The organism is Pseudonocardia yuanmonensis (assembly GCF_039542425.1).
In the GTDB taxonomy this organism is placed as follows: domain Bacteria; phylum Actinomycetota; class Actinomycetes; order Mycobacteriales; family Pseudonocardiaceae; genus Pseudonocardia; species Pseudonocardia yuanmonensis.
On sequence record NZ_BAABIC010000003.1, the window covers coordinates 22,302 to 48,463 of the forward strand.

25 protein-coding genes are annotated in these 26,162 nt (G+C 73.9%); 16 read left to right on the top strand and 9 right to left on the bottom strand.

All coding sequences use genetic code 11. The features are described 5' to 3' along the window. Positions 1–149 precede the first annotated feature (149 nt). A complete protein-coding gene (locus ABD990_RS04775) occupies positions 150–1,277 on the bottom strand; it encodes a winged helix DNA-binding domain-containing protein (RefSeq protein WP_345378600.1) in 1,128 nt (375 codons plus the stop codon). 153 nt (positions 1,278–1,430) lie between these two features. Between ABD990_RS04775 and coaA the strand changes: the two genes are divergently transcribed. Both coaA and ABD990_RS04785 read left to right on the top strand, forming a co-directional pair. Continuing rightward, entirely contained in the window at positions 1,431–2,453 is a 1,023-nt protein-coding gene (gene coaA / locus ABD990_RS04780) for a type I pantothenate kinase (RefSeq protein ID WP_345378601.1), read from the top strand. A 60-nt stretch (positions 2,454–2,513) separates the two neighbouring features. Beyond that, on the top strand, positions 2,514–3,059 hold the full coding sequence (locus ABD990_RS04785; protein ID WP_345378603.1) for a MarR family winged helix-turn-helix transcriptional regulator: 546 nt from the start codon (positions 2,514–2,516) through the stop codon (positions 3,057–3,059). A 1-nt stretch (position 3,060) separates the two neighbouring features. On the opposite strand, the gene ABD990_RS04790 is transcribed toward ABD990_RS04785, so the two are convergent. Further along, positions 3,061–3,858, bottom strand: coding sequence for a DUF427 domain-containing protein (locus tag ABD990_RS04790; RefSeq protein WP_345378604.1), 798 nt, complete (start codon positions 3,856–3,858; stop codon positions 3,061–3,063). Positions 3,859–3,997: 139 nt separating this feature from the next. Between ABD990_RS04790 and ABD990_RS04795 the strand changes: the two genes are divergently transcribed. The 5 genes from ABD990_RS04795 to pepE all read left to right on the top strand — a co-directional run bounded on the left by ABD990_RS04795 (position 3,998) and on the right by pepE (position 8,767). Beyond that, entirely contained in the window at positions 3,998–4,489 is a 492-nt protein-coding gene (locus tag ABD990_RS04795; protein WP_345378606.1) for a MarR family winged helix-turn-helix transcriptional regulator, read from the top strand. Between the two features lie 200 nt (positions 4,490–4,689). After that, a complete protein-coding gene (locus ABD990_RS04800) occupies positions 4,690–6,660 on the top strand; it encodes a serine/threonine-protein kinase (RefSeq protein WP_345378607.1) in 1,971 nt (656 codons plus the stop codon). Further along, complete coding sequence (locus ABD990_RS04805; protein WP_345378608.1) at positions 6,657–7,829, top strand: heparan-alpha-glucosaminide N-acetyltransferase domain-containing protein; 1,173 nt, start codon at positions 6,657–6,659, stop codon at positions 7,827–7,829. The genes ABD990_RS04800 and ABD990_RS04805 overlap by 4 nt, the downstream gene beginning before the upstream one ends. Before the next feature lie 31 nt (positions 7,830–7,860). Then, positions 7,861–8,022: a hypothetical protein gene (locus ABD990_RS04810; protein WP_345378609.1), complete on the top strand. Its 162-nt coding sequence runs from the start codon at positions 7,861–7,863 to the stop codon at positions 8,020–8,022. Positions 8,023–8,080: 58 nt separating this feature from the next. Next, a complete protein-coding gene (gene pepE, locus ABD990_RS04815) occupies positions 8,081–8,767 on the top strand; it encodes a dipeptidase PepE (protein ID WP_345378610.1) in 687 nt (228 codons plus the stop codon). On the opposite strand, the gene ABD990_RS04820 is transcribed toward pepE, so the two are convergent. Continuing rightward, entirely contained in the window at positions 8,757–8,987 is a 231-nt protein-coding gene (locus tag ABD990_RS04820) for a hypothetical protein (RefSeq protein WP_345378611.1), read from the bottom strand. The two genes, pepE and ABD990_RS04820, sit on opposite strands and share 11 nt — an antisense overlap. A gap of 144 nt (positions 8,988–9,131) precedes the next feature. Further along, complete coding sequence (locus tag ABD990_RS04825; RefSeq protein ID WP_345378612.1) at positions 9,132–9,746, bottom strand: malonic semialdehyde reductase; 615 nt, start codon at positions 9,744–9,746, stop codon at positions 9,132–9,134. 124 nt (positions 9,747–9,870) lie between these two features. Here ABD990_RS04825 and ABD990_RS04830 point away from each other — a divergent pair, with 124 nt between their 5' ends. Genes ABD990_RS04830 through ABD990_RS04845 form a run of 4 tightly spaced genes read left to right on the top strand, consistent with a single transcriptional unit; the run spans position 9,871 to position 11,765 of the window. After that, positions 9,871–10,083: an antitoxin VbhA family protein gene (locus ABD990_RS04830; RefSeq protein ID WP_345378613.1), complete on the top strand. Its 213-nt coding sequence runs from the start codon at positions 9,871–9,873 to the stop codon at positions 10,081–10,083. Next, positions 10,080–10,661, top strand: coding sequence for a Fic/DOC family protein (locus tag ABD990_RS04835; protein ID WP_345378614.1), 582 nt, complete (start codon positions 10,080–10,082; stop codon positions 10,659–10,661). Before ABD990_RS04830 ends, ABD990_RS04835 begins: the two co-directional genes overlap by 4 nt. A gap of 38 nt (positions 10,662–10,699) precedes the next feature. After that, entirely contained in the window at positions 10,700–11,323 is a 624-nt protein-coding gene (locus ABD990_RS04840; RefSeq protein WP_345378615.1) for a PASTA domain-containing protein, read from the top strand. Positions 11,324–11,363: 40 nt separating this feature from the next. After that, positions 11,364–11,765 (top strand): HNH endonuclease, encoded by a 402-nt coding sequence (locus ABD990_RS04845; protein ID WP_345378616.1) that lies wholly within the window; start codon positions 11,364–11,366, stop codon positions 11,763–11,765. On the opposite strand, the gene ABD990_RS04850 is transcribed toward ABD990_RS04845, so the two are convergent. Next, positions 11,762–12,691, bottom strand: a complete 930-nt coding sequence (locus ABD990_RS04850) for an endonuclease/exonuclease/phosphatase family protein (protein ID WP_345378617.1) — start codon at positions 12,689–12,691, stop codon at positions 11,762–11,764. The genes ABD990_RS04845 and ABD990_RS04850 overlap by 4 nt on opposite strands. Before the next feature lie 270 nt (positions 12,692–12,961). Beyond that, positions 12,962–13,372 carry a VOC family protein gene (locus tag ABD990_RS04855; protein ID WP_345378618.1) on the bottom strand — a complete coding sequence of 137 codons (411 nt, stop codon included), beginning with the start codon at positions 13,370–13,372 and terminating at the stop codon, positions 12,962–12,964. 185 nt (positions 13,373–13,557) lie between these two features. Between ABD990_RS04855 and ABD990_RS04860 the strand changes: the two genes are divergently transcribed. Next, the gene (locus tag ABD990_RS04860) at positions 13,558–13,911 is read left to right on the top strand and encodes a VOC family protein (RefSeq protein ID WP_345378619.1); all 354 of its coding nucleotides are present in this window, start codon (positions 13,558–13,560) and stop codon (positions 13,909–13,911) included. Positions 13,912–13,959: 48 nt separating this feature from the next. Here the strand turns inward: ABD990_RS04860 and ABD990_RS04865 are convergent, their stop codons facing one another. After that, positions 13,960–14,679 (bottom strand): hypothetical protein, encoded by a 720-nt coding sequence (locus ABD990_RS04865; RefSeq protein ID WP_345378620.1) that lies wholly within the window; start codon positions 14,677–14,679, stop codon positions 13,960–13,962. Between the two features lie 119 nt (positions 14,680–14,798). Continuing rightward, positions 14,799–19,046, bottom strand: a complete 4,248-nt coding sequence (locus tag ABD990_RS04870; RefSeq protein ID WP_345378621.1) for an ATP-binding protein — start codon at positions 19,044–19,046, stop codon at positions 14,799–14,801. Positions 19,047–19,191: 145 nt separating this feature from the next. Between ABD990_RS04870 and ABD990_RS04875 the strand changes: the two genes are divergently transcribed. Further along, a complete protein-coding gene (locus ABD990_RS04875) occupies positions 19,192–19,722 on the top strand; it encodes an OsmC family protein (RefSeq protein WP_345378623.1) in 531 nt (176 codons plus the stop codon). A gap of 262 nt (positions 19,723–19,984) precedes the next feature. Further along, a complete protein-coding gene (locus tag ABD990_RS04880) occupies positions 19,985–22,219 on the top strand; it encodes an alpha/beta fold hydrolase (RefSeq protein ID WP_345378624.1) in 2,235 nt (744 codons plus the stop codon). Positions 22,220–22,429: 210 nt separating this feature from the next. Here the strand turns inward: ABD990_RS04880 and ABD990_RS04885 are convergent, their stop codons facing one another. Beyond that, positions 22,430–23,209, bottom strand: coding sequence for an IclR family transcriptional regulator domain-containing protein (locus ABD990_RS04885; protein ID WP_345378625.1), 780 nt, complete (start codon positions 23,207–23,209; stop codon positions 22,430–22,432). A 73-nt stretch (positions 23,210–23,282) separates the two neighbouring features. Between ABD990_RS04885 and ABD990_RS04890 the strand changes: the two genes are divergently transcribed. Both ABD990_RS04890 and ABD990_RS04895 read left to right on the top strand, forming a co-directional pair. After that, entirely contained in the window at positions 23,283–24,668 is a 1,386-nt protein-coding gene (locus tag ABD990_RS04890) for a Rieske 2Fe-2S domain-containing protein (protein ID WP_345378626.1), read from the top strand. Further along, a complete protein-coding gene (locus tag ABD990_RS04895; RefSeq protein WP_345378627.1) occupies positions 24,658–26,043 on the top strand; it encodes a glutamine synthetase family protein in 1,386 nt (461 codons plus the stop codon). The genes ABD990_RS04890 and ABD990_RS04895 overlap by 11 nt, the downstream gene beginning before the upstream one ends. Positions 26,044–26,162 lie beyond the last annotated feature (119 nt).

Here is a 26,162-nt window from a genome sequence, read left to right on the forward strand (position 1 = left end):
CTGTCGGGCTCGGGTGCACGCGCCTCGGACGGCGGTACCGGCGGCGCTCGACCGAGTCTAGGGCGACCGGTGCCGTCCCGCGCCCGACGGTGGCCGGAGCGGCGCCCGGTTCCTCCGTACGGACGCGCGCCCGTGCTCCGCCACCGGGCCTATGCGGCCCGGACGACGACCTCCCGCGCGCCCCGGACCTGCCGGATCCGCTCCGCCTCGGCGTCGACCGCCCCGTTCTCCGCCCGCGACAACGGGCGGAAGGCGTCGACGGTGATCTCCAGCACGCGGCCCCGCGCCCGGGTGCGCCAGACCCCCACGATGTCCCCGTCGACGGCCACGACGCCGGGCGGCCCGAGCGCCTTCCACACGATCGAGCGGTGCTCCTTCGCGGGCACCAGCACCTCCCGGTCCCGGCCCTGCAGGTACGGGTCGGAGGGCGGCAGCAGCCGGACGGTCCCGGCCGGGTCGGGTGCCGGCCCCGCGAGCTCGTCGAGCAGCGCGGGCGGGCAGAGCGCGGCCCGCCCGTCGACGGTCACGGGCACGAGGTCCACCGGCAGGGCCGGCCGCGCGGCGGACACGGAGGTGCCGAGGAACCCGGCGACGTCGGCGGCCGAGGCGGGGGCGAAGAGGTCCAGGTAGGCGGTGACGACCGGGGCGGGCCCGGCGTCGTCGTCCGCGGGCGGGCCGGGCCAGCCCGGGATCGCCTCCAGGACCACGGGTTTCGTGCTCGGCCGCAGCCGCGCCCCGGCCGGCAGACCCGCGAGTCGCAGCAGCTGCTCGCCGACGTGGTGCACCCCGCACGGCCCGCACCACGGGGACAGCCGCTCGGGGACGATCCGGGTCACCTCGGTGCTCAGCTCGCCCTTGACCAGCGGGCCGCCGGCGAGCACGGCCCCGACGGCCTCGGCGACGGTGCGGATCGCGCCGCGGGCGGCCGCGCCCACCGCCGCCAGCCGGGCGCGCTGCCAGCCGAGCCGCGCCGCGGCGTCGGCGTCCGAGACGGGCCAGCAGGCCGCCGCGAGCATGGGCAGGTCCTCGTCCGGGTGCAGGTGCGGGGCGCCGCGGTGGGACCACACCACGCTCGCGTCCGCCGGGACGTCCTCCGGGACCTCGCGCAGCCGGGCCGCCAGGGCCAGCGGCAGCGACCCCGGCGGGGTGTCCTGCACACCCAGGCGGAGGACCCGCAGTTCCGCCGGATCGACGGTGGTGCGGGCCGCGAGCCCGTGCGCCGCGAACCGGTGGGCGAGGACGCGGCGCCGACCCAGCGCGGGAGTCGTCCCGGACATACCGTGCATCCTGCACGGCAACCCGCCGCGCCGTCTGATTGATCACGCCCGGCAGCGGAGTGGTTCACTTCACGTCGCCGGGTCGACCGGCCGAATCGACGTCTAGGTTGGACCTCCATCGCACCCGAAGAACCCGACAGGACCGAGGTCCCGATGCCCGCGACGGTGCAGGCCACAGACCAGACCGACCGCCGTGCCGCCCGGCACGTGCTCCCGCCCGGTCTCCCGGGCTCGCCCGTCGGCCCGCGCGACGGCGGTCACTCGCCCTTCGTCGACTTCGACCGCGCCTCGTGGGCCCGGCTGGGGGAGACGAGCCCGCTGCCGCTCACCGCGACGGAGCTGGAGCGGGTGCGCTCCCTCGGCGACGCGGTGGACCTCGACGAGGTGCGCGAGGTCTACCTGCCGCTGTCCCGCCTGCTGAACCTGCACGTGCAGGAGGGCGCGCGGCTCTACCGCGCCTACCGGACCTTCCTGGGCGGCACGGCGGCGCGCACGCCGTTCGTCATCGGCATCGCGGGCTCGGTGTCGGCGGGCAAGTCCACGACCGCGCGCCTGCTGCGGCTGCTGCTCGCCCGCTGGCCCCAGCACCCGCGGGTGGAGCTGGTCACCACGGACGGCTTCCTCCACCCGAACGCGGAGCTGGAGCGCCGCGGGCTCATGCAGCGCAAGGGCTTCCCGGAGTCCTACGACCGGCGGGCCCTGCTGCGGTTCGTCACCGAGGTCAAGGCGGGCCGCGCCGAGGTGACGGCGCCGGTCTACTCGCACCTGGTCTACGACATCGTGCCGGACGAGCGGCTGGTCGTCCGGCGCCCGGACATCCTGCTGATCGAGGGGCTCAACGTCCTGCAGCCGGCGTCGGGCAGCACGGCCCTGACCGTCAGCGACTTCATCGACTTCTCGGTGTACGTCGACGCCGCCACGCAGGACCTGCGCCGCTGGTACGTCGACCGCTTCCTCAAGCTGCGCGAGACGGCCTTCCGGGACCCGGCCTCGTACTTCCGCCGCTACGCCGAGCTGGACCACGACGCCGCCGTGGCGCACGCGGAGAACATCTGGGCGTCGATCAACGGGCCGAACCTGGAGGAGAACATCCTCCCCACGCGCGGCCGGGCCAGCCTGGTGCTCACCAAGGGCCCGCAGCACGACGTCACCCGGATTCGGCTCCGGAAGGTCTGAGACCCACCTGGTCCCGGCACCTCTGCACTGTCCGAACTGTCCGGCTGGCAGGATGGGCGGATGACCGCGGAGCACGTCCCGCCGCCCGAGCGCTCGGTCGAGAACCCCGTCGTGGACCCCGCCGTGGACCCCGCTGCGCACCCGCCCGTGGACCCCGCCGTGAACACGGTCGACGACATGGCCGACCCGGAGCTCACCGAGGAGGCCACCCGGCTCCGGCTGGCCGTCGGACGGTTGCACCGGCGGATCCGCATCGACGGCGGGGACTCGCTGCCCCCGCTGCAGCTCTCCGCGCTGGTGACGATCGCGATGCACGGCCCGCTGCGGCTCTCCGAGCTGGCGAAGCGGGAGGCCGTGACCGCTCCGACCATGTCCCGGGTACTCGGCGCGCTCGACGACCAGGGCCTCGTCGTCCGCACGCCGGACCCGCAGGACGCGCGCGGCGTACTGATCACGTTGTCCGACACCGGACGGGTCCGGCTGGACGAGATCCGCACCCACCGCACCGCGCTCGTCGCCCGCCGGCTGCAGCGCCTCGACGCCGAGCAGCGCGCCGTGATCCGGGCCGCGCTGCCCGCCATCGAGGCCCTGCTGGAGGACGAGTAGCTCAGGCCGGCTCGCCGTCCACGAGCACCTCGACGCCGTCGCCCCAGAAGCTGAGCAGGCCGGCGACCCGGCCGGACTCCGGCAGCGGCGTCTCGTACTCCCACGCGGCGTCGGTGATCTCGGTGCCGTCCGGCAGGACCGCGGTCCAGTAGCGCGCCTCGCCCTTGTACGGGCAGCGGGTGCGGGTGTCCGAGGGGCGCAGCTCGACCCGGACCGCGTCCCTCGGCAGGTACCAGCGGTTGGGCAGCCCGGTCTCGGACAGCACGGCCGGCGCGTCGGACTCCGCGAGCACCGTGCCGCCGTGCCGCACCTGCACCCGGCGGCGGGTCGGTCGCACGTCGACGCGGGTGTACGGGTCGGTGAGGTGCGCGAAGACCTGCTCCTCCTCGTCGTACCAGGCGTCGAGGGCGTCCCAGTAGAAGGCGACGTAGCCCTTCAGCCACGGGGCCTCGGGCTTCGGCTCCGGGTAGGACCACACGGCGTTCGAGGCGGTCCGGTCGCCCACGACGAGGGAGTGGTAGCTCGCGTCGCCCTTGAACGGGCAGTGGGTCGAGTGGTCGGTGGGGACCAGCACGTCCTCGTCGACGTCCTCGAACGGCACGTACAGCACCGGCAGCAGCGCGGTCTCGTGGACCAGCATCCCGCGGGTGGTGTCGACGACCGTCCGGCCCGCGAACTCGGCGCGGACGCGGCGGGGGAAGGGCTGGGCGAAGAGCTTGTGGGCCGGGCCGTGGATCGCGTAGTTGACCGTGGCGGGTGCGTGAGGGGCCAGGGGGCCGTCGCGTCGGGTGAGTCCCATGTCACGCCCAACCCCCGTTACCGGTACCGCATTCCGACGTGCGCGGGACGTGGAGTTGCAGAACGAAACATTGCGGTCCGCAATGCGAGTACGATCGATTCATGCCCGAACGACCGATTTCAGCGGAGGGGTGAACCCCGTGACGTCGACCACTGGTGCGGTCGCGCCCGAGGAGCCGGGACAGCACTCGCTGCATCGCCTCGAACACGAGATCACCGTCCTCATCCGCCGGACCCTGGAGCCCGTCTGGTCCGGCGGTTACGGCGCGCACGAGGCCGTGGACCGCTACACGTACCCGGTGCTCGCGGCACTCGACGAGAACGGAGCGCAGTCGCTCACCCTGCTCACCGCCCGGCTGGGGGTGAGCAAGCCGACGGCGAGCCGGCAGGTCTCCCGGCTCTCCCGCGCGGGGCTGGTGGACGTCCGGCCGGACGAGCGGGACTCGCGCTCCGTCGTCGTCTCGCTCACCGCCGAGGGCCTGGCCCAGCGCGAGCTGGTCCGCGCGGCCCGGCTGCGCCCGCTGCAGGCCGTGCTCGAGGCCTGGCCGCAGTCGGACCGGGAGGCGCTCGGCACGCTGCTGGCGCGGTTCAACGAGGACCTCGACACCTACCGGGAGCAGGGCGGGCGGTGAGCGGCCCGGGCCGTGGCGGACCCACTCGACCGGTACCGCCGGACGGCCCTGGTGCGAGCGGCGAACGGGCGACACGCTGTGGTCGGCACGGCCCGGCACGGAGGACCCCCGTGATGCCATAGTGGGGGTGCCGGCACGTCCCGGTCGCGGTTCGTACCGCGCCCGGCGTCCGGGCGCTCCGACAGGGGGAGGAGGAGCCGGTGGACACGCTCGTCGCGCTGGTCGGGCAGCTGCTGTCCGTGCTGCGCGACACCGTGGCCCCGCAGGCGTGTCCGGGGGTCTGGGCCTGGGCGACGTCGGCGCTGGGCCTCGGCGTCGGGCTGCTGCCGGCCGCGGGGGCGCTCCTCGTGGCGCTGCTGCGCCGCCGGTTCGGCGCCGCCTACCGCGGGGGCCGCGGGGTGCTCCTCGCCGGCATCGGCCTGCTCACCGCCGGGCTGCTCCCGCTGCTGGTGTTCGTGGCCGCGGGGCGCGTGTTCGCCGCCTCGACCGGCCGGGGAAGCGTGCCGGGCCTCGGCACCGCCGCCGCCCGCTCGCTCCGCTCCACCGAGTGCTTCGTCGGGCCGCAGAGCACCTACCTCGGCTCCGGCACGGTGGGGGACGCGTTCGACCCGACCGACGGGGTCCGGCTCGGCGTCGCCGCGCTGCTCCTGGGCATCGTGCCGCTGTTCACCGCGCTGTTCGTCGGGATCGGGGCCCGGCTGTCGTTGCGCCGCGGGCCCGCCTGGCCCGCCAAGTTCTTCTGGGGCCCGACCCTGGCGCTGGCCGTGCTCACGGCCGGCGTGCCCGCGGGGACCGCGGAGCACCTGTGGGTCGGGGCCTGCCTGGGCGCCTTCGTCGGCGTGCTGCTCCTCGGGGCCGTCCCGCCGCCGTCGCGCGAGACCGTCCGCCGCTCGCTGCAACCCGCGGGCCCGGCCCGCGAGAAGCGGCAGGCCGAGACCGGGGAGGAGCGGCTCGCCCGGCTCAAGGAGCGGATGCACCCGATCGTCCAGCTGCCCTCGCCGGAGGAGCGTCGGTCCGCCCCGACCGGCCCGCGGCCCCCGTACGCGGACTTCGACAGCAGCCGCCTGCCCGTCGCCCCCGACCGGCCGGCCACGGCGGTACCGCAGCCGCGCGCCGGCGGTCCCGCCCCGCTCGCCGCGGCCCCGGGCGCGCTGCCGCCGGTACCCGGACGCGCACCCGGCGGTCCCGCCGCCTTCGGCCCGCCGCCCGGCCGGCCCACCGGACCGGGCGGCACGCTCGCCGCCCCCGGCCCGTTCGCCGGCGGCCCGGGTGCGGCGATGGGCGCCGCTCCGCCCGGGACGGCCCCCATGAACGGCCGCGCCCCGCGGTTCCGGCTGATCCAGCGGATCGGCGCCGGCGGCTTCGGCCGGGTGTGGCTGGCCCACGACGCGAAGGTCGGCCGCACGGTCGCGCTCAAGGCCGCGCACGCGCCGGACGGCGAGACCGAGGAACGCATCCGCCGCGAGGCGGCGGCGCTGGCCGCGGTCCGGCACCCGCAGTGCGTGCAGATCCTCGACCTGGTGCACGCGCAGTCCGACCCGGGCCTGGCGCAGCTCGAGGGCCTGGTCATCGTCATGGAGTACGTCGAGGGCGTCCCGCTGTCGCGGCTGGTGCAGGAGCGCGGCCCGGTCGACGACGTCTCGGCCGCCCGGATCTGGAGCGGCGTCGCCGGGGCGCTCGACGCCGCCCACAGCCGCGGGGTGCTGCACCGCGACCTCAAGCCGGGCAACGTGATCGTCGACGGCGCCGGGTTCCCGCACCTGATCGACTTCGGCATCGCGCGGCGGACCGGCGACTCCACGCTGACCATGACCGGCTTCGTGCTGGGCACCCCGGACTACCTCGCGCCCGAGGTCGCCGCCGGGAAGAAGGCCACCCCGCGGTCGGACGTCTGGCAGCTCGCCGCCACGGTGTCCTTCGCGCTGACGGGCTACCCGCCGCGCGGCGGGCACGCCGATGCGATCTCCGGGCTGCGGGCCGCGGCCGTCGGAGCCAAGCTCACCCACCTGCCCCGGCGCACCGCACACCTCCCGCTGCTCAAGCAGTCCCTGCGCAACGACCCGGACCGCAGGCCGGACCTGGCCACCACCCAGCGCTCCCTCGAGGAGTGGCTGCGGCGGGCGGGCGTGCCGGTCGCCGGCCCGGTGGGGGCGGGCACCACCCGGCAGTGACGGCCCCCGCGGGCGCTCCCGCCCTCCGGTCCGGCCGGGACCGGATCGCCGGCGTCGACGTGGCGCGCGGGCTCGCGCTGATCGGCATGATGGCCACGCACGTCCTGCCGCTGCACACCGCGACCGGGGAGACGCTCACGGGCGCGGTCGCGGCCGGACGGGCGTCGGCCCTGTTCGCGCTGCTCCTCGGGGTCGGGATCGCGCTCGGCACGGGCGGGGAGCGCGGACTGCACCGGCCGGACACGACGGGCCCCGCGCCGGCCCGGCTCCACCTCGCCGCCGTGGCGGGGCTGACCGTGCGGGCGGGGCTGGTGGCACTGCTCGGGCTCGTGCTCGTGGAGCTCCGGCCGCCGGTCGCCGTGATCCTCGCCTACTACGGCCTGCTGATCCTGCTGGCGGTCCCGCTGCTGCGGCTGCGCGCGGGCGTGCTCGCGGCGGGTGCCGTCGTCACGTGCGGGGCGACGCCGGTGCTCAGCGTCCTGCTCCGCGAGCACCTGCCGCCGGGCCCGGGCGCCCAGGTCGGCCTGTCCTCGCTCGACGAGCCCGGTCCCGCGCTCGTCACCCTGCTGGTCACCGGCTACTACCCTGTCCTGATCTGGTCGACCTACCTGCTCGCGGGCCTGGCCGTCGGACGACTCGACCTGCGCCGGACCCGGACGGCATGGTGGCTGCTCGGCGGGGGCACCGGCCTCGCGGTCGCGGCGACCGTCACGTCCGCGCTCCTGCTGGCGGCCGGCGGGGGCGACGCGATCACGGCGACGTCGGGCGACGACGCGCTGCGGGCGCAGCGCTACGGCACCGTCCCGGTCGACACCTGGTGGTGGCTCGCCGCCGAGATCCCGCACTCGGGCACCCCCCTCGACCTCGCCCAGACCACCGGGGCCGCCCTCGCCGTCCTGGGGGCCGCGCTGCTGGTCACGGGCCGGTTCCCGCGGCCCGTCGTCCCGCTCGCGGCCATCGGGGCGGTCCCGCTCACCCTCTACGCGCTGCACGTCGCGTCCCTCGCGGTCCTCGGCGGGACCGGCCCCGGGACGCTGCTGTGGCACGTCCTCTGGTGCCTGGCGATCGGGCTGGCCGCACGGCACCTGCAGATCCGCGGCCCGGCCGAGGCTCTGGTGTCCGCGGCCTCCCGCGCGGCCCGCCGCGGCGTCCTCCGGTCCGCCGGCTGAACCACCCTCCGGTGATACTGCTGCGGCCGCGTTGCTGCTGACCGGCTGCTCCGGCGGCACGGACGAGGTCACCGGCGGGACGCCGTTCGAGACCACCGGCTGTGCCGCGGAGCAGGTGCCGGGGAACCAGCTCGGCGTGCAGACGATGACCGGGCGGCGACCGGGCAGTGACCGGGCAGTGATCGGGCAGTGATCGCGGCGGGACCGTGCCCGGCTGCGGGTGCCGGGCCGGCGGTGCTGGGATGACGGCCGTGACCGAACTCCTGCTGCTGTCGAACTCCACGAACCACGGCGCGCCGACGCTCGCGCACGCCCCGCTCGCGGAGTTCTACGAGGGCCGCGAGGTCCGGTTCGTGCCGTACGCCCTCGCCGACCACGCCGGGTACGCCGAGGCGATCGGGGCCGCGTTCGCCCGCGCCGGCGCGCAGCTGCGCAGCGTGCACACCGAGCCGGACCCTGCGGCCGCCCTGCGCGCCGCGGAGGCGGTGTGGGTGGGTGGCGGCAACACGTTCCGGCTGCTCCGGGCCCTGCAGCGGCTCGACGGTCTCGCGGCGATCCGTGCGGCCGTCGCCGACGGGGCCCGGTACGGGGGCGCGAGCGCCGGGACCAACCTGGCCTGCCCGACGATCCGCACCACCAACGACATGCCGATCGTCGAACCGGCCGGGTTCGCCGCGCTGGGCCTCGTCGCTTTCCAGGTCAACCCGCACTATCTCGACCCGGTCCCGGGGTCGGTGCACATGGGGGAGACCCGGGAGGAACGGATCGCGGAGTTCCTCGAGGAGGACGAGCCGGAGAACGCCGTGCCCGTCGTCGGGCTGCGCGAGGGCGGGTGGCTGCGGGTGTCCGACGGGGCGGTGACGCTGCACGGCTCGGCGCGGGTGTTCCGCCGCGGCGTCGAGGCGGAGGAGTGCCGGACGGGTCCGCTCAGCCCGTGACCCGCGCGCCGGGCCGGCCCACTGCGAGCCGCAGCCCGACCTCCACCAGCACCCAGCCCACCCGGCGGCGCAGGGCCGAGGGGGGCGTCGGTACCCGGGGGCCGGGGACCCGCCGCGCGATCCGTCGCAGCCGGGCGACCTCGGCGGCGCGGAGCAGGTCCGCCTGCCGCTCCCGGGCGAGTCCCTCGGCGACGATCGGGTGCAGGACGGGGCCGGTCATACCCGAGTTCGTACCCGTCGTGCGGCAGCGGGGCGATCGCTTTTCCCCGCGGGCGAGGGGCGTTCGCGCAGGGCGTGCGGACGGCACGACGCCCGGCCCGCTGGGCGCGGACCGGGCGTCGGGGTCAGGGAGCGGACGGGGTCGTCAGGCCCAGCGGACGACGTCGGCGTGGTCGAGGCGCGGCAGGCGCGGGTACCAGGCGTCCGGGCCGGGGTGGCCGAGGTTCACGACCAGCAGCGCCTTCTCGCGGCCGCCCGGGTAGAACTCCCTGGTCACGGCGTCGTGGTCGAAGCCGGCCATGGGGCCGGTCGCCAGGCCGTGAGCGCGCGCGGCGAGCAGGAAGTAGCCGATCTGCAGGGTGGAGTTGAAGCGCGCCATGTCCTCGCGGCCCTCGCGGCCGGAGGCCTCGAAGGCGTCCTTCATCTCGGCGCGGGCGGGGAAGGTCTGCGGCACGTACTCGTGGAAGTCCAGGTCCGCGGCCAGGATCGCCACCACCGGGGCCTTCTCGGACTTGGCCCGGTTGCCCTCGGCGAGCAGCGGGAGCAGCCGCCGCTTGCCCTCCTCGCTGCGGACGAACGTCACGCGCAGGGGCTGGGTGTTTGCGGCGGTCGGAGGCCACTTCGCCAGCTCCCACACCGCACGGAGGGTCTCGTCGGAGACCGGCTCGGGGGAGAAGGTGTTGGCCGTGCGGGCCTCGGTGAAGAGCGCTGCGCGGCCCGCGTCGTCGAGGACGGGGAGGGTCACGGGGCTGTCAGTCACTGTCGTCACGAAATAGTCAAACGCTCAACTCTCCTGGGTGTTCCGATCGGGACCGGTGGCGTCGGTCACGCCGGGGGGACCGGTCCGCCGGGCCGGAGCGTCGCGCTCCGGTAGGCTCCCCGGCGTGCACGTGACCCGGGAACCCGCTGCCGCCCTGTGCTGCCGCGACGCGGTCGCGGAGGCGCTCGCGTCCGTCCGGGCCGAGGGGCTGGAGCCCAGCAGCACGGGACTGTCGGTGTGCGAGGCCATCGCCCGCGGGGAGCTGGACCCCGAGCAGGCCGTCGCCCGGCTCACCGCGCACTACCGCGCGCACGACCGGTCGCCCCGACCGGCTTGAGCTGGGACCCCTACCTCGATCTCCGCTCGGGCGTCCTGCGCAACCGGCTCGGCCTGACCGATCCCGTCGCGCTCGCCGCCGCCGAGGCCGACTTCACCGCCGCCCGGCTGGCCGGCCTGGAGCTGCGTCCCGTGCCCGGCGGCTACGACCTGCCCCACCTGCAGGCCTTCCACTGGCACGTCTTCGGCGACGTCTACCCGTGGGCCGGGCAGCTGCGCACCGTCGCGCTCGGCAAGGGCCGACCCTTCTGCCCGCCCGACGAGCTCGAGGACCGGGCCGCCGCGCTCTTCGGCGACCTCGCCCGGAACGACCACCTGCGGGGCCGCGATCGCGCGGAGTTCGTCACCGGGCTCGCCGCGCTCCTCGCCGGGATCAACGACCTGCACCCCTTCCGCGAGGGCAACGGGCGCACCCAGCGGGCCTTCCTCGCGCAGCTCGCGCGCGACGCCGGCCGCCGGATCCGCTGGGCGGCACTCGATCCCGCGGAGAACGTGCGGGCCTCCGTCGCCGCCCACGAGGGCGATCCCGGCCCGATGCGGGCGATGCTCGACCGGCTGATCACAGCGGAACCGGAATGACGTCGGCGAACGAGCCGTGTCAGGTTAACCTGACACCCATGACCGTGGATCCGTGGCGCGAGGCCCGGGAGGCGCTCGAGCGCCTCGCCCGCCGGACCGGCCGGGACGGTGCCCTGGACGCGCTGTCGGACATCGGGACCCTCCGCCGCCTGCTCGACCGGGCGGAGCTGGAGGCGGTGCGGGACGCGCGGGCCGGCCGCAGATCGTGGGCGGAGATCGCGACGCGCCTCGGCATCACCCGCCAGTCCGCCTGGGAACGCTGGCGCGAGATCGACGAGGACGGCGAACGTTCCGGGACCGTCCCGGCGCCGCTGCAGCGGGCCTTCGACGAGGCGGCCCGCGAGCTCGTCGCCCACGTCACCGTGCCGGACGTCGTCGGCCTGACCTGGGACGCCGCGCGGCTGCGACTGCAGGAGGAACGGCTCGACATCGTGAGCGCCGATCCCGAGCTCCCGCCCTTCCTCGGCCCCGAGGCCACGGACTTCCGGGTCGTCGACCAGAAGCCGGCGGCGGGGGAGCGGGCCGCCGCCCACACCGCGGTGACCGTGTGGCTGCGCCCCGGGCCCGGTTCCGCCGGGGTGCCGGCACCGCTGCAACCCCCACCGGACCCGCGGGCCCGCCGCGGCGCCCTCGACGAGACGACGGGCGAGAGCGTTCCCTGATCCCCGGCGCCCGCGCGCGATCGGGGGGACACTGGACGGGATGTCCTCCCCGCACCCGCAAGCCGGCCGCGCAGAGCGGCTGCGTGCCGCCGCGGCCCGCGACGGCGACGCCTGTGTCTGGTGCGGACGGCCGTGCGTCGGCCTGGTCGTCCCGACGACCGACCACCTGGTGCCGAAGGTCAAGGGTGGGCCGTCGTGGGTGGAGAACGAGGTGGTCGCGTGCCGCCGCTGCAACGCCGCGCGTGGGCACCGCAGCCCGGCCGAGTGGTTCGCCGAGTGTGAGCGGCGCGGGTGGGAGCCGAACCTCGCCGCCGTGCTCGGTGCGCTCCGGGCCCTCGACGCCGCGATCGCCACGCGCGGTGGGCAGCGCCGGGCCCGGCCCTACCTCGCCGCCCAGCTGCGCCGGCTGGCGCGCGCCGAGCAGGAGCGCCGGGCGTCCTAGTCCTGCGAGCTCTGTGAGCTCTCCGAACGGTCCTCCGGCGCGAAGCCCTCGCCGAACGTCCCCGGCTGCCGGTCGGGCAGCGCGAGATCGGCCACCAGGCCGTAGTGGTCGCTCGGCGGGGTCCCCTCGGGCCCGCCGGAGGTGAAGGCGCGCTCGCAGGCCGCGACCCGCAGGGTCGGGCCGTGGCTCATGCCGCGGACCAGCACGTAGTCGATCCGGCGCGGCCGCACCAGCGGCATGTCCCCGGCCGCCACCAGCGGGTTCTCCGGGGTGAAGGTGTGCCCGGGCTCGCCGGGGTGTGCGGACTCCCAGGCGTCGTGGTAGCTCACGCTGACGGCCTCGAGAGACTGGCGGCCGGTGAGGAACCGGATGCTGGCGGCGTCGGGAGTCGCGTCGAGATCCCCGAGCAGCACGGCGTGGACCGTGCGTCCCGCGGGCTCCGTCGCGGAGAGGTCGGCCACCCGCCGCTCCACCAGCTCCGCCGTCGCCACGGCCTGCAATTCGCGCTCCCGCTCGAAGCCGAGCTGGTAGCAGGGCTTGTGGTGGGCGAGGACCAGCGGCCCGAGACCGGGCACGTCGAGCTCTGCCACCACCGCCCCGCCCCACGGGAACTCCCGGGCCCGCGCGGTGACGTCGAGGTCCAGCCGGTGAACCTGGGTGAACGGCCACCGGCTGCCGAGCACGGCCGTGTCGCCGCCCTCGGCGACGGCGGGATGCGGCGCCACGTGGTACGCCGGTCCGAGCAGCTCGGCGGTCTCGTCGACCTCGCCGGTGCGCACGACCTCCTGCAGCGCGACGACGTCGGGATCGAGCCGCCGCAGCTCCTCGCGGATCGCCGCGCGGCGGCGTCTCCCCTCGGCGTACTGCGGGGACAGGGTGTTCAGCGTGACGACCCGGATCCGGGCCGTGGGGGGCGACGGGCTCACGCCGACCATGCTGCCCCGACGACCCCGTCCCGATCACGCCGCTCGCCCAGGGCTCCGGCGGGCCCGCCGGCTGCTCAGGACGGGGTGCGGCAGCGGGAGCTGGTCATGCAGCGCGTCGGGCTGCGGGGAGGCGGCGTAGCCGCAGGCCGTGCCCGAACAGGCGGCCGTCGCCGCTGACGATCGGAGTGCCCACGTAGGCGTTGACCTCGATCGGGGCGGCGCCGGGGGAGCGCCCGCCCGGCCCCGGGAGCGGGCCGGGCGGGCCCGCGGTCACCCGCCGGTGGGCACCTCGACGACGGCGATGTGGTTGCCGTCGGGGTCGCGCATCATGAACAGCTTCGGCGCCCCGGGCGTGCTGTCGTCCGGAGCCGGGTCGAGGTCGACCCCGCCGATCGCGCTGAGGCGGGCGTGCTCCGCCGCGACGTCCGGGGTCTCGACGCCGATCGAGCTGCCCCCGGGCTGGTCGTACATGGGCGGGTTGAGGGCCAGCCGGGCCGTCGAGCCGCGCGGGGCGACCTCGAGCCAGCGGTGCTCGCCGTTCGGACCGAAGCGGGTGTCGCTGCGGACCTCGAAGTCGAGGACCGTGGTGTACCACTCCTTCGCGGCGTCCTGGTCGGCCACGGTGAACATGGCCACGCCGATGTTCGTGACGGTGGTGCGGGACCTGGTCTCGTTGCTCATGCCCCTACGACTCCGCCGCGGGCCGGAACTCATCGCCCGTCCGCGGACTCCTCGTGCCCGATCGCGTCGACGTTCTCGCGCAGCCGCGCCGGCGCGGAGGTCCCGGGGATGAGCAGGATGGTCGATGATCGCTGCAGTCGATGCCGGCGCCGCTGGCACGATCCGCTGCGACGCGAGGAGTTACCGTGATCACCGGTCTGCACACGATCGTCTACGCGGAGGACGCCGAGCGGGCGCGCGCGTTCCTGCGCGACGTCCTCGGGCTGGCCTTCGTCGACGCCCACGACGGCTGGCTGATCTTCGCCGCGCCGCCGGCCGAGATCGCCGTGCACCCGGCGGGGCCGGACGCCCACGGCCGGCACGAGCTGTACCTGATGTGCGACGACGTCGAGGGCACCGTCGCGGAGCTCACCGCCCGGGGCGTGGAGTTCACCGGGCCCGTCGAGGACCAGGGCTGGGGGTTGCTGACGCGCCTGCGGATCCCGGGAGGCGGCGAGCTGGGGCTCTACGAGCCCCGGCATGCGAGCCCGATCGTCTGACACCGGGCAGAGCACAGCGCACCCGACTACGTCGTGCGGGTGAGGCGATCACCTAGGGACGCGGTCCCTTGCACGGCAGGGCGCATGGTCCCGGGCGTGGAGGTGCATGAGGATCTGCTTGGTCTCGGTGATGCGTTCGCGGCTGCTGCGTAGGGTCTGGTGGACGAGGCTGCCGGCTTCCCAGGTGCGCTCGAGGGTGGCCACGAGCTGCTGCTGGAGGGTCTGGAAGTCGGTCCGGTAGTCGACCTGTTCCCGGTCGAGCGCCGCTTGTTGACGGTCCGCCGAGGAGTCGTCGCGGTCGTGGGCGGCGCTGCTTCGGTCCTGGGCCGCGGCGGAGCGGTCTCGCGCGGAGTCCTGGCGGTCGCGGGCAGCCTGGGCGCGCAGGGCGTGGTTGCTCTCGAGCAGCGTGATCGTGTCCAGGAGGAGTTGCGCGGCGGCGTTCGCCTCCTCCCGGGGCAGGAGCACCGCCCCGGGCGCGTGCTGCTCCCGTGGGCCGGTGTCGTCGCCGGGGCGTGTGCTCGCGTCGTCGCCGCCGGGGCGTGGGGTGAGGCGCTCGGCCAACGTGCGAAGGTGGGCGAGCAGCTGGCCCGGGTGCGGGTTCGCGTCCGTGTCCCGCGCCTGGGCACGGTCGTCCCGGTCGGCGGCTGCGGAGTCCCGGAGGCGGGAGAACTCGTCGCGGTGTTCGGCGATTTGGTCGCGGTCCGCTGCGGCCTCATCGCGTCGGTCGGCAGCCAAGCGGGGGTCGCGAGAACCGAACGCGTCGTCCATGGCATCGCTCCTCGGGCATCGAGGACGTGCAGAGAGTGGTCGTCAACGATAGCCCGGTGCGGCCGGCAGCGCACCGGCCCGGCGTGTCGGTCCACCCGAAGCTCATCGCAGAGCTCGGCTCACCCACTGTCGCAACGAAGCTTTCCACCGGGCTGCGGGTCCTCCTCAGGAGGCCCGTTCAGCCGGTGGGCGCGTCTTGTGTCCCGATATCCGGCTGCCGTCGCGAGGTGTTCCGTCCGTTCGATACCGTCGGTGACATCGGCGAGGGCGTCGACCACATCGAGACCGAGCACTGCCAGGCTTCCGGCCTCGGCGCACTTTCGGGCGTGCCGGAGTCGGCGGCAGGCCTGGTGCACGTTGCCCGCTAAACGGTCGGCTTTGGCCAGGACGAGCGACGCTCGCGTGGCGGCGGGCATGTGGCCCGCCCGGTCAGCCGCCTCAAGCAGGGGCTTCATGACCTCGTGCGCCGGCGCCGGGTCGCCCAGCTCGAGCGCCGCCTCCGAGTAGGCCGCGAGGGCGTCCTCCGCGCCGAGGAACGCGCGGCCGGCTGGCACGGTGACCAGCCCAATCAGGTCCGCCATCTCCTGGACATGTGCCGCGGCCGATCGCTCGTCGCCGGCGCGCAGGGTGGCGCGGCACAAGTGGCCGACGCTCCACAGCTCAACCGTCGACGAGTTGCAGGCTCGCGCGATACGGCGGCCCTCCTCGAGACGGTCGATCGCTTGACCGGGTTCGTTCAGGTCGAGATGCAGGGCACCGAGCTCGGTCCGTGCCCACGACAACATCCAGTCTGCTCCGACACGCGTGGCCAGCTCGCACGCGTCGACACAGCGGGCCCAGGCTGCATCGAGTCGTCCGCGCCACCGGTCCAGCCGTGCCGCCAGCGCCAGCAGCAGCGGCCGCTCGGCCCGGTTCCCGATACGGTCGTTCAGGGCAAGCCCCTCCTCGACCCGGGCGTCGGCGACGTTCCATTGCCCGCGCGCAGCCGGGACGTAGGCGGATTCGAGCAGCACGAACTGCAGGTACCACTCGCCATCCGGACGCAGTTGAGGCTCCGCGCCCGCGGTCAGCCGCTCCAGTTCGTCGAGGTCACCGAGGTACCAGGCGACGAGCTTCGCGCCATCGACCGCGCGGGCGGCCTGTTTCGGGTCACCGAGTCCGGGCGCGATGTCCAGGGCTCGGCGTGCGAACGACTCCGCGTCGGCGAACCGCAACTGAGATGCCGCGACCACGGCCAGGCGATTGAGCAGGCCGATCTCACGGACGGAGTCGCCGGCCTGCGCAGCGAGCCGGGCGGCCTGCTCGTAGTACCGGATCGCCATCCGTTTGGACGCGCCGGTCTCTTCGATCACCCCGAGACCCTCGAGCGCCGCGAGCCGGGTCGCTGACGCGTCGGCGGTGAAGGCCAGTGCTTCCGCCTCCGCCAGCACCGGCCGCGCCTCGTTGGGCAGCCCACTCTGGCGCAGCGCGGTCCCGAGCCCGTAGGTCAGCGCAGCGACCGTGGCCGGCGCCAACCGGGCCCGGCGACCGAGGTCGAGGCCGGCCCGGAACTCTCGGCGCGCGAGCTCCAGCGCGTGCATGCGCAAGGCGTGCTCGCCGGCCAGCCGGTGGTACTCCGCGGCAGGGCCGAGGTGGCCGGCCTGCTCCCAGTGCCGGGCCAGCGCGGGGTAGACGTCGCTCTCACCCGGGCGCAGCCCGGACTCGATGGCACGCGCAGCCCGCTCGTGCAGCTGCGCCCGGCGCCGGTCTGTCAGGTTCCGATAGACGGCATCGGCCGTCAACGCGTGGTTGAACCGCAGCTCATGGGAGGGCCAGCGGCGCAGCTCCTGCAGCATCGTGGTCCGCAGCAGGCTCTCGACGGCCGTGTCCAGCGAGCCGACATGTTCCGGGGCGCTGACCCGTGCGAGCAGCCCGGCCGAGAAGGTCTGGCCCAGGACCGATGCGGCGCCGAGTACCGACCGGTGTGTCGGGGGGAGGGCATCCAGGCGGCTGACGATGATCCGTTCGACGCTGGGCGGCAGGTCGACCGAGACCGCTCCGCTCACCCGCCACCGGCCGTCCTCGGCAGTCAGCACACCGGACGTGACAAGGGACCGGATGATCTCTTGCAGGAAGAACGGGTTCCCGTCGGCCACCTCGGCGATCCGGTGCTCGACCTCGCTCGGGAGCGTGTCCTCGCCGATCAGGGCCCGCAACAGCTCGACGTCGTCCCCGTTGCGCAGCCGGGCGAGCTCGACCTCATGGCAGCGGTGCGGCTGCCGGCGCCGCGCGGTGTCGCGCACTGTCCACGACCGGTGATCCGGGTCCGGACGGGCGGCCAGCAGGAAGGCGATCGGGCCTCCGGCGAGCACGTCGAGAAGGTGCTCGAGGAGCTCGAGGGAGGGTGGGTCCGCCCAGTGCAGGTCGTCGAGGGCCACGACGACCGGCCGCGCGGTGGCCAGGCCGCCGAGCAATGCCGTGAGGGCAGCGGCGATGCTGCGCCGCAGCGGCTCGGGATCAAGGCGGGCGATCCGTTCGCTTTCCGCGCCCGCCCCGGTCACGCCAGCCAGCAGCATGAGGACCGGAAGCACCGTCGCAGCGTCTACGCCGGGCAGCTCCTCGAGCTGGCGCCGGGCCGCGACCTTGACCCGGAGCTCGTCGAGCGGGGAGCTGCCAAGCCAGCCGCGGACGAGCCGACGGAACAGGTAATAGGGGACGCGGTCGTCATGGGGCTCGCATCCGGATTCCAGCCACAGCGGCTCGGGCGACACGGCGCGCGCCGGCCTCTTGAGCTCGTTGATCAGCCGCGTCTTGCCGATACCGGCTTCGCCCCCGACGAACAGCACATCGCCGCGGCCGTGCACGACCCCGTCGAGCCACCCGCGGGCCCGAGCCAGCGGCTCCTGGCGACCGAGCAGCGGTGCGGTCATGTCCGGCAGCCCCTGCAAGCGGCCCGGACCGCGTGTCCGGACGGCAACGGACGCCCGGCGCTCTGAAATCGGTGCGCCCCAATCGAACAGGGGCTCGACGAGCCATCGTACGTTGTCGGTGACGATCGGGGCGCCGGGAGGCCCTGCGGCGAGGAGCCGTGCGCATCGCCGCTCCGCGCCACCGCTCAGAAGCGTCCGTCCCCCCTCGACCTGCGCGCTGCACACTGCGATTCGGGCGCACGGGGGGGCGACCGACCAGCTCACGGCCACGTCCGCGGTGAGCGCGCCCAGGTCTGCCGCGCATCGCAGCGCACACCTGACGGCCCGCGCCGCGTCGTTCTCTGCTGCGGGAACGCCGAAGAGTCCGAGCACGGCGGCCCCGGTGGAGTGATGGACGGAGCCTGTGAACTCGGCCATCGCGAGGCTAACGCGTCGACGTGCCTCCTCGACCAGGAGCGCGACGGTCCGGTCGTCGGTCGCCGATCGGAGAGGCTCCAGGCCGGTCAGCGCCACCGCCACCACCACGGTCGTCCGTCGCTCGCCGGGGGCCAGGTACCGCTCGTCCTCCTGCTCGTCCTCCCGGTCGGCCACCGCCGGCGGTGCCGACACGGGTGCCGAGGTCGACCTCACGGCAGTGCCAGGCATGGCGAGGTCGCCGGCCAGGATCGCGGCTTCGAGCTCCTGCAGGCCGGGTCCGGGGTCAAGACCGAGCTCGTCGGCGAGGAGCCGACGAACCCGCTGGTAGGCGCGCAGGGCGTCGGCCCGCCGTCCGGCCCGGTACAGACACACCATGAGCTGGTTCCAGAACGCCTCGCGCAGCGGATGTGACCGCACCAGGTCGTGCAGCTCGGACACGAGGTCGGCGCCCTGGCCGAGGTCGATCTCGGCCGCGATCCGGTTCTCGATCGTGAACAGCCGGCGCTCCTCGAGCCGGACCGCTTCGGCGTCTGCGAACGGCTCGCCCCTCAGGTCGGCGAAGGCTGGTCCCCGCCAATGGGCCAAGGCGTCCCGCCAGCGGTCGACCGCGGCCCTCGGGTCCCCGGCCTGCAGCGCGGCGCGCCCGGCAGCTTCGTCGCGTATGAAGCGGTGCACGTCGATGAGCTCGGGAGCAAGATCCAGCAAGTAGCCGCCGGCCTCGCAGCGCAACACCGCCGGTTTCCGCCCGGCCGGTCGGTCCGGTTCGACGGCGGCCCGCAGCCGCGACATGTACTGCTGCACACTGTGCCGAGCGCGGGACGGCGGGTCGTCCGGCCAGACCAGATCGATCACCCGCTCCACGGGGACCGGCCGGCCCGCGGCGGAGACCAGCACAGCCAGGACGAGCCGTTGCTTGGGGGAACCGAGGTCGATGCTGTGCCCGTCCACGATCACCCGGACCGGTCCGAGCACGTCGACGCGTACCGCACGACCGTTGGGCTGCGGACCCGTGGCCGCCGGACCAGGTCCGTCGGTCTCCACCGGAACATTGAACAGTAGGGAGCGGTGTACCACCACAAGCACGCCGGACAGCGCCGAGCCGCACCGTTGAGCGCTCCACCCAACAGCCGTGCAACACCGTCGACGAGCCTCGGCTGGCAATGCCCGAGCGGCTAGGAGGAGCGCCATGACCACCACGAGCGACCTGAGGACCGTTCTCGACGCCACCGCTGAGGCGGTGGCGCGGGACCCGAAGGCGGCGGCGGTGACCTTCGCGGCGGACAGCGACCTCGTCGGTGTCACCGAGGTCGACGTGCACATCGGCAAGCACGTCGTCAAGATCGACGAGCCGGAGGCGCTCGGTGGCACGAGCCTCGCGCCAAACCCGGTCGAGTTCTCCCTGGCCGCCCTGGGGTCGTGTCAGGCCATCACCTATCGGTTCTGGTCAGAGAAGCTCGGGATCCGCATCGACCGGCTGCACGTCGAGGTCACGGGCGACCTCGACGTGCACGGGGTGTTCGGCCTCAAGGACGGGGTGCGCGCGGGCTTCGGCGAGGTCGACGTGCGGGTGCGGGTCAGCGGGCCGGAGCCGGCCGAGCGGTACGAGCAGCTGCGCGCCGCCGTGAACGGGCACTGCCCTGTGCTCGACATCTTCACCAGCCCGGTTGCCGTCACAACTTCGATGACCACCGAGCCCTCCGGCACAACGAGGGCCTGAGCCGAGGCATCAATGAGGACACGGTCCGGCGGTGTCTGCGGCGCAGGCCGAGAGGCCCGTCATTCGGAAGCTGACGTCCGAGGCCGATCCCGCGTCCGGCGTGCCGGCCGAGAGCCGTTGACGTCCCACGAAGGCGTCCATGCGCGAGGACCGCGGCATGCAGGCGGAAGACCCTAGCGGGTGCAACGGTCAGGGATCGGATCCTGAGCACGAACAGACAGAGGTCGGTGCCCGGTCTGCGTCGGGCTTCTGACCAGGAGTCGTGGTCCAAGGCGGCCGTCGGGCGTCCAAGGCGGCCGTCGGGCGGCCCCTCGGTAGCGGGCTCCTTCAGGGTCTTCACGAGATCGGCGATGACCGCGACAACGCGCCACGGCGCGGGAGCTGGCGTGAAGGGAGCCGGAGGATGCGAGCACGCGAACCGGATGTCGTCGGGCACGTAGAGCGGGACGGAGTGACGGTGGGATACGAGGTATTCGGCAATGGGGAGCCGACGATCGTGCTGCTGACCTCTTGGGCGATCGTGCACGCCCGTCAGTGGAAGGCGCAGGTGCCGTACCTGGCGCGCCGGTACCGGGTGGTCACCGTCGAAGGCCGGGGGAACGGCCGCGCCGACCGGCCGCGGGCCCCTGACGCCTACGCCGACCGTCAGTACGTCGCCGACGCGATCGCGGTGATGGACGCCATCGGGGCCCGGCGCGCGGTCGTGGGCGGCCTGTCGCTCGGCGGGCGGCACGCCCTGCAACTCGCCGCCTGGTACCCGGACCGGGCAGCCGGGGTGATTGCAATCGGCGCCGCGCTGCCCTGGGCGCTGCCCGACGGGTTCGAGGACGTCCGGGACCACTATGAAGGTGCCGAGAAGCTGAACATCCACTACTGGCGCCAGGACTACCGCGGCTTCGTCGAGTTCTTCATGTCGGCAGCGTTCACCGAGCCCCACTCGACCAAGCAGTGGGAGGACGGCGTCGAGTGGGGCCTGGCCACTGACGCCGAGACCCTCGCGCTGACCGCGCCGGCGGCCGGGGGAGCCCAGTCGCCCACCGCCGACGAGGCCGAGGCGACCTGCCGGCAGGTCCGCTGCCCGGTGCTTGTGATCCACGGCGACCAGGACGCGATCGTCCCCTATGCCACCGGCGTCGCTCTGGCCCGGTGGACCCAGGGTGAGCTCGTCACCGTCCGAGGCGGGGGGCACGCGCCCCCAATGCGGGACCCGATCCGGACGAATCTGGTGATCAGTCGGTTCGTCGAGCGGGTCGCGGCGGGCCGGGCCAACGCCCCGATCGCGTGGACCCGAGCGCGCAGCCGCGCCCGGCGGGCGCTCTTCGTGTCATCCCCGATCGGCCTCGGGCACGTCGGACGTGACCTCGCGATCGCCGACGAACTGCGTCGCCAACGACCGGACGTGGAGATCGACTGGCTGACCCAGGAGCCGGCCACGCGCGTGCTGCGGGACCGGGCCGAACGCGTACACCCCGCGTCGAAGTGGCTAGCCAGCGAGAGCGGCCACTTCGAGTCCGAGGCCGGCGAGCACGACCTGCACGCGTTCCAGGCGCTACGCCGGATGGACGAGATCATGGTGGCGAACTTCCATGTCTTCCACGACCTGGTCTCCGCGGAGTCCTACGATCTGTGGGCCGTCGACGAGGGGTGGGACATCGACCACTTCCTGTTCGACAACCCCGAGCTGAAGTGCGCCGCCTACGCGTGGCTAACCGATTTCGTCGGGATGCTTCCGATCACCGACGGCGGCGCCGCCGAGCGGGCGCTCACTGCTGACGTCAACGGGGAACGCGTGGAACGGATGACGCGCTATTCACGGCTTCGCGACCGGTCAATCTTCGTCGGCAACCCGGCCGACCTGGTGGACAGCCCACTCGGTCCCGGGCTACCCACAGTCCGCGAGTGGGGGCTCGAGCGGTACGCGTTCGCCGGCTACGTCACCAAGGCCGCGCCACCACAGAACCGCGAGGCGCTGCGCGCGGAGCTGGGCTATCGCCCGCACGAGCGTGTCTGCGTCGTGACAGTGGGCGGCACCGGGGCCGGAGGGGCCCTGCTGCGGCGGGCCACCCAGGCGTTCCCGCTGGCGGAGAAGCACGTGCCCGGCCTGCGTATGGTCGCGGTGGCCGGCCCCCGAATCGACCCGGCGTCGGTGCCCGCCCCGGACGGCGTCGAGGTGCACGGGTTCGTGCCCGAACTGCACCGGCACCTCGCCGCATGTGACCTGGCCGTCGTGCAGGGCGGGCTAACCACCACGATGGAGCTGGTGGCGGCCCGGCGGCCCTTCCTGTACTTCCCTCTCACACATCATTTCGAGCAGCAGATCCACGTGCCGCAACGGCTCGCCCAGTACGGGGCCGGGCGGCGCATGGACTATGCGGTCACCAGTCCGGACCTGCTCGCGGAAGCGATCGCGCAGGAGATCGACCGGCCCGTCGACTACCGGCCGGTTGAGACCGATGGAGCGGCCAGGGCAGCAGCACTACTCGCTGAGCTCATGTAGCCGGCCGCGAGGTGACGGGGCACTGGTCCTTGCGTCTGATGCGAATACCACGTCTACGGCAGAACTGTCATAACGTAGATTATCGGCTTAGACGAAGGGAGCCGTGCAACGTACTCGTCCGTCTTCGGGACGGGCCTCGCTGCAGCCCCGCTGGCTTGCCGTGTCCGAATCCTGAGGCTGAATTCGTGCCGGGAGAGGCGTGGTCTGCGCTCAGATGAGTTGCTCGCGCAACTCGTCGGTCGTGGAACGCAATCGGTCGAGCACCTCGCCGAGCATGCTCTCGCGGTCGCGCCTGCTCACTCCGCAGCCGATGTTGAGCGCCGCGATGACCGAGCCGTCCCAACGGCGCACCGGGACGGCCACGGAGTGAAAGCCGGGCTCGACCTCATGCGCGACGTAGGCCCATCCTCGAGCGCCGGCGCTCGCCACCGCGGCGCGGATCCGCTCGGGCTCGGGGACAGCGGCCAGCCGTGCGTCGAGCGCGGACTCGGGCAGGTTCGCGAGCAGCACCCGGCCCAACGCGGAGTGCAGCGCGGGCACTCGGTAGCCCACTCCGTGCCCGACCGCCAGGAGCTGGTGCGGAACGGCCCGCGCAATCATGACCGCATCCCCGCCGTCGAGCACGGCCGCCGCGCACGCCTCGCCGAGTTCGGCCGCGACTCGCTCGCAGGCGGGCTGCAGGATGGTGCTGACCGGGTTCGCACGCAGGAACGTCGCGGCCAGCTCCAGCACTCGCGGCGTGAGGGCGAAGGTGCGGCCTTCCGCGGCGACATAGCCGAGGTGCACGAGGGTGACGACGGCCCGTCGGACGGTCGCGCGCGGCAGGCCCAGACGCCGTGCCAGGTCGGCCAGAGTGAGCCGCTCCCCCTCACCGAACGCGCGGAGCACCGCAACCCCCCGGGCAAGAGCCTCGGAGAAGTCCGCGGGAGCGATGCCGTCCAGCTGCCGGTCGCGACGTACCTGGGCGTCGTCCAGACCCAACCGCGCCATTGCGCCCTCCCTCCCCTGGCCTTACTCTACTACATAGGCGAACCGTCGTTCGTTAATCGAACGGGAGCGGCCGATGCAGGCCGAAGACGACGTCACCATGACGCGCACCGGGCCGGGCACACGGTGTGGGGCGCTGATGCGCCGGTACTGGCAGCCGGTCGCGCTCAGCGAGGAGCTGGCCCCCGAGCGGCCGCTCGTCGCCTCTCGTCTGCTCGGCGAGGACCTGGTCGTCTTCCGCAACCCCGACCACACGCTCGGCCTCCTGCAGCGCGCCTGTGCGCACCGCGCCGCCGATCTCGCCTACGGCCGGCTGGAGGACGGCGGCGTGCGCTGTCACTTCCATGGTTGGCTCTTCGCCCCTGACGGAAGGTGCCTGGAGGTGCCCGCCGAGCCGGTGGGCAGCCCGTTCGCGTCGAAGGTCCGTATCGGCGCCTACCCGGTGCGCGAGCGCAACGGGATCCTGTGGGGCTATCTCGGTCCCGGCACCCCGCCCGAGTTGCCGTCCCTGGACTGCTTCGCGGCTCCGGACGCCTACACGTTCGCGTTCAAGGGCTACCTGGACTGCAACTGGTTGCAGGCCCTCGAGGTGGGTATCGACCCGGTACACGCGTCCTATCTGCACCGCTTCGAGACCGACGATGATGTCGAGGCGAGCTACGGCCTGCAGTTCCGCGGGGTGTCGCTGGGGTCCGACATGCCGATGACCAAGATCCTCCGCGAGTACGGCCGGCCGGAGATCATCAATTCTCGGACCGACTACGGGCAGCGGATCGTCGCGCTGCGCGTGCTCGACGGGGTGGGACAGGACGGCAGCGCCGCGCACGTCCGGATCACCCACCAGGTCTTCCCCCACGGGATCACGATTCCGCTCAGCCCCACCATGTCGATCACGCAGTGGCACGTGCCGATCGACGACGTCTCCTGCTACTGGTACGCGATGTTCACCAGCCTCGACGAGCCCGTCGACCGGGCGACGATGCGCCGCCAGCGTGTCGAGGCGGTGACGCTGCCCGACTACAAGCCGGTACGGAACCGGGCCAACGGATACGGCTTCGACCCGCGCGAGCAGCGGATGCTCACCTATACCGGCCTCGGCCCGGACATCAACGTGCACGACCAGATGGCCGTGGAGGGGCAGGGCCGCATCCACGACCGCACGCGCGAGCGGCTCGCCCGCTCCGACCGCGCGATCATCACCTACCGACGCATGCTGCTCGAGGCGATCGCCGCCGTGGCCGAGGGCGGGTCGCCGGAGATCCTGCTCCGCGACACCGGTGATGTCGACAGCCGCGGGCCGATCCCGCTGGACGCGATCGGCCCCACCGAGGAATGGCAGCAGGTCTGGGGCGAGGCGATCGCCGCACAGCGCGCGGCGAGCCCCTGGGCGAAGGACCTGACGGCGGCACTACCGACCGGCCCGGCCGGAGGAGTGGGCGAGGTGGAGACCGATGAACCCTGACGCCGCCGACGTGCTCTCGCGCGTGGAGCGCGACGCCATCGACACGATCCGGCTGTCCTTCCCCGACCCGCACGGTCTGCTGCGCGGCAAGACGGTGGACGCGGGTGCGCTGTCCGGAGCGTTCCGCGACGGCATCGCCACGGTGACGACGCTCCTGTCCAAGGACACCTCGGGGCGCACGGTGTTCCCGACGTTCTCGCCCGGTGGCGGTGTCGGCCTGGCCGAGATGGCGGGTGCGGGCGACATGCTGATGATCCCGGACCCCTCCACGTTCCGCGTGCTGGACTGGGCCGGGCCCACCGGCTGGATGCTCTGCGACCTGGTCTTCCCGTCCGGTGCGCCGGTGCCGTTCTGCTCCCGCACGGCGCTGCGGCGCGCCGTGGCCGCTGCCGCCACGCGGGGGTTCGAGGTGGTGACCGGGCTGGAGGTGGAGTTCCACGTGTTCCGCCTCGCCGACCCCGACCACGTCGTGCCGGGCCAGCCGCCCGATCCACCCGCGGTTCTTCCACTCACCGGCGGCTACCAGCTGCTGTCCGAGGACGCCGGTGACCGTTGGGAGCCGGTCCTCGCACTGTTCCGCGACCACCTGGCCAGGGTGGGAATCACTCTGCACAGTGCGGAGGTGGAGTTCGGACCGAGTCAGCTGGAGGTGACTCTCCCGGCGGTGGCCGGGATGGCGGCCGCCGACACCATGGTGCTCCTGCGCAGCACGCTCCGGCAGGTCGGACGACGCCACGGCTACCACGTGACGTTCATGTGCCGTCCGCAGCTGCCGGCGACGTGCTCGTCGGGCTGGCACCTGCACCAGTCCCTGCGCGACTCCGGCGGCAACGCCTTCGTCCCCGACGACCCCGCTGCGCTGCTGTCGAAGACCGGGCGGCAGTTCGTCGCAGGGCAGCTCACGCACGCCCGCGCGGCCTGCGCCTTCGCGGCCCCGACCATCAACGGCTACAAGCGGTTCCTCGGCGCCCCGATGGCTCCCGACCGCGTGGTCTGGGCACGCGACGACCGCTCGGCGCTGGTCCGGGTCGTCGGCGACGCCGAGGCCGGGACGACCCACATCGAGAACCGGATCGGCGAGCCCGCCGCCAACCCCTACCTCTACCTGGCCTCGCAGCTGCACGCCGGACTCGACGGCATCGACCACGCGCTCGATCCCGGCCCACCCGCCGACATTCCGCTGGCCACCGACGCGCCCCGGCTGCCGGGCTCGCTCGGCGAAGCGCTCACCGCGCTCGAGGCCGACACCGTGCTCACCGCGGCCATGGGGGAAGCGCTGACCGCGCACCACGTGGCCCTCAAACGCGCGGAGATCGCACGGTTCGAAGCCACCGTGACCGACTGGGAGCACCGCGAGTACTTCGACCTGCTCTGACCCGAAACCGTCACGCTCGGCGCCGGTCGGTTCAGAGGGTGCTGCTCGAGCCACCCAGGTGCCCCGAGACCCGGCACATGAAGACCCGCCGGGTCCCGGGCGTGAGTGGACCTGTCGTC

What these genes read in the sequence shown, in the direction of transcription:
- ABD990_RS04885 (WP_345378625.1), bottom strand. Translation starts at nt 23,209, where the DNA reads ATGGCGCGGTTGGGTCTGGACGACGCCCAGGTACGTCGCGACCGGCAG.
- ABD990_RS04855 (WP_345378618.1), bottom strand. Translation starts at nt 13,372, where the DNA reads ATGAGCAACGAGACCAGGTCCCGCACCACCGTCACGAACATCGGCGTG.
- ABD990_RS04845 (WP_345378616.1), top strand. Translation starts at nt 11,364, where the DNA reads ATGTCCTCCCCGCACCCGCAAGCCGGCCGCGCAGAGCGGCTGCGTGCC.
- ABD990_RS04790 (WP_345378604.1), bottom strand. Translation starts at nt 3,858, where the DNA reads ATGGGACTCACCCGACGCGACGGCCCCCTGGCCCCTCACGCACCCGCC.
- ABD990_RS04890 (WP_345378626.1), top strand. Translation starts at nt 23,283, where the DNA reads ATGCAGGCCGAAGACGACGTCACCATGACGCGCACCGGGCCGGGCACA.
- ABD990_RS04865 (WP_345378620.1), bottom strand. Translation starts at nt 14,679, where the DNA reads ATGGACGACGCGTTCGGTTCTCGCGACCCCCGCTTGGCTGCCGACCGA.
- ABD990_RS04775 (WP_345378600.1), bottom strand. Translation starts at nt 1,277, where the DNA reads ATGTCCGGGACGACTCCCGCGCTGGGTCGGCGCCGCGTCCTCGCCCAC.
- ABD990_RS04785 (WP_345378603.1), top strand. Translation starts at nt 2,514, where the DNA reads ATGACCGCGGAGCACGTCCCGCCGCCCGAGCGCTCGGTCGAGAACCCC.
- ABD990_RS04840 (WP_345378615.1), top strand. Translation starts at nt 10,700, where the DNA reads ATGACCGTGGATCCGTGGCGCGAGGCCCGGGAGGCGCTCGAGCGCCTC.
- coaA (WP_345378601.1), top strand. Translation starts at nt 1,431, where the DNA reads ATGCCCGCGACGGTGCAGGCCACAGACCAGACCGACCGCCGTGCCGCC.
- ABD990_RS04875 (WP_345378623.1), top strand. Translation starts at nt 19,192, where the DNA reads ATGACCACCACGAGCGACCTGAGGACCGTTCTCGACGCCACCGCTGAG.
- ABD990_RS04820 (WP_345378611.1), bottom strand. Translation starts at nt 8,987, where the DNA reads ATGACCGGCCCCGTCCTGCACCCGATCGTCGCCGAGGGACTCGCCCGG.
- ABD990_RS04895 (WP_345378627.1), top strand. Translation starts at nt 24,658, where the DNA reads ATGAACCCTGACGCCGCCGACGTGCTCTCGCGCGTGGAGCGCGACGCC.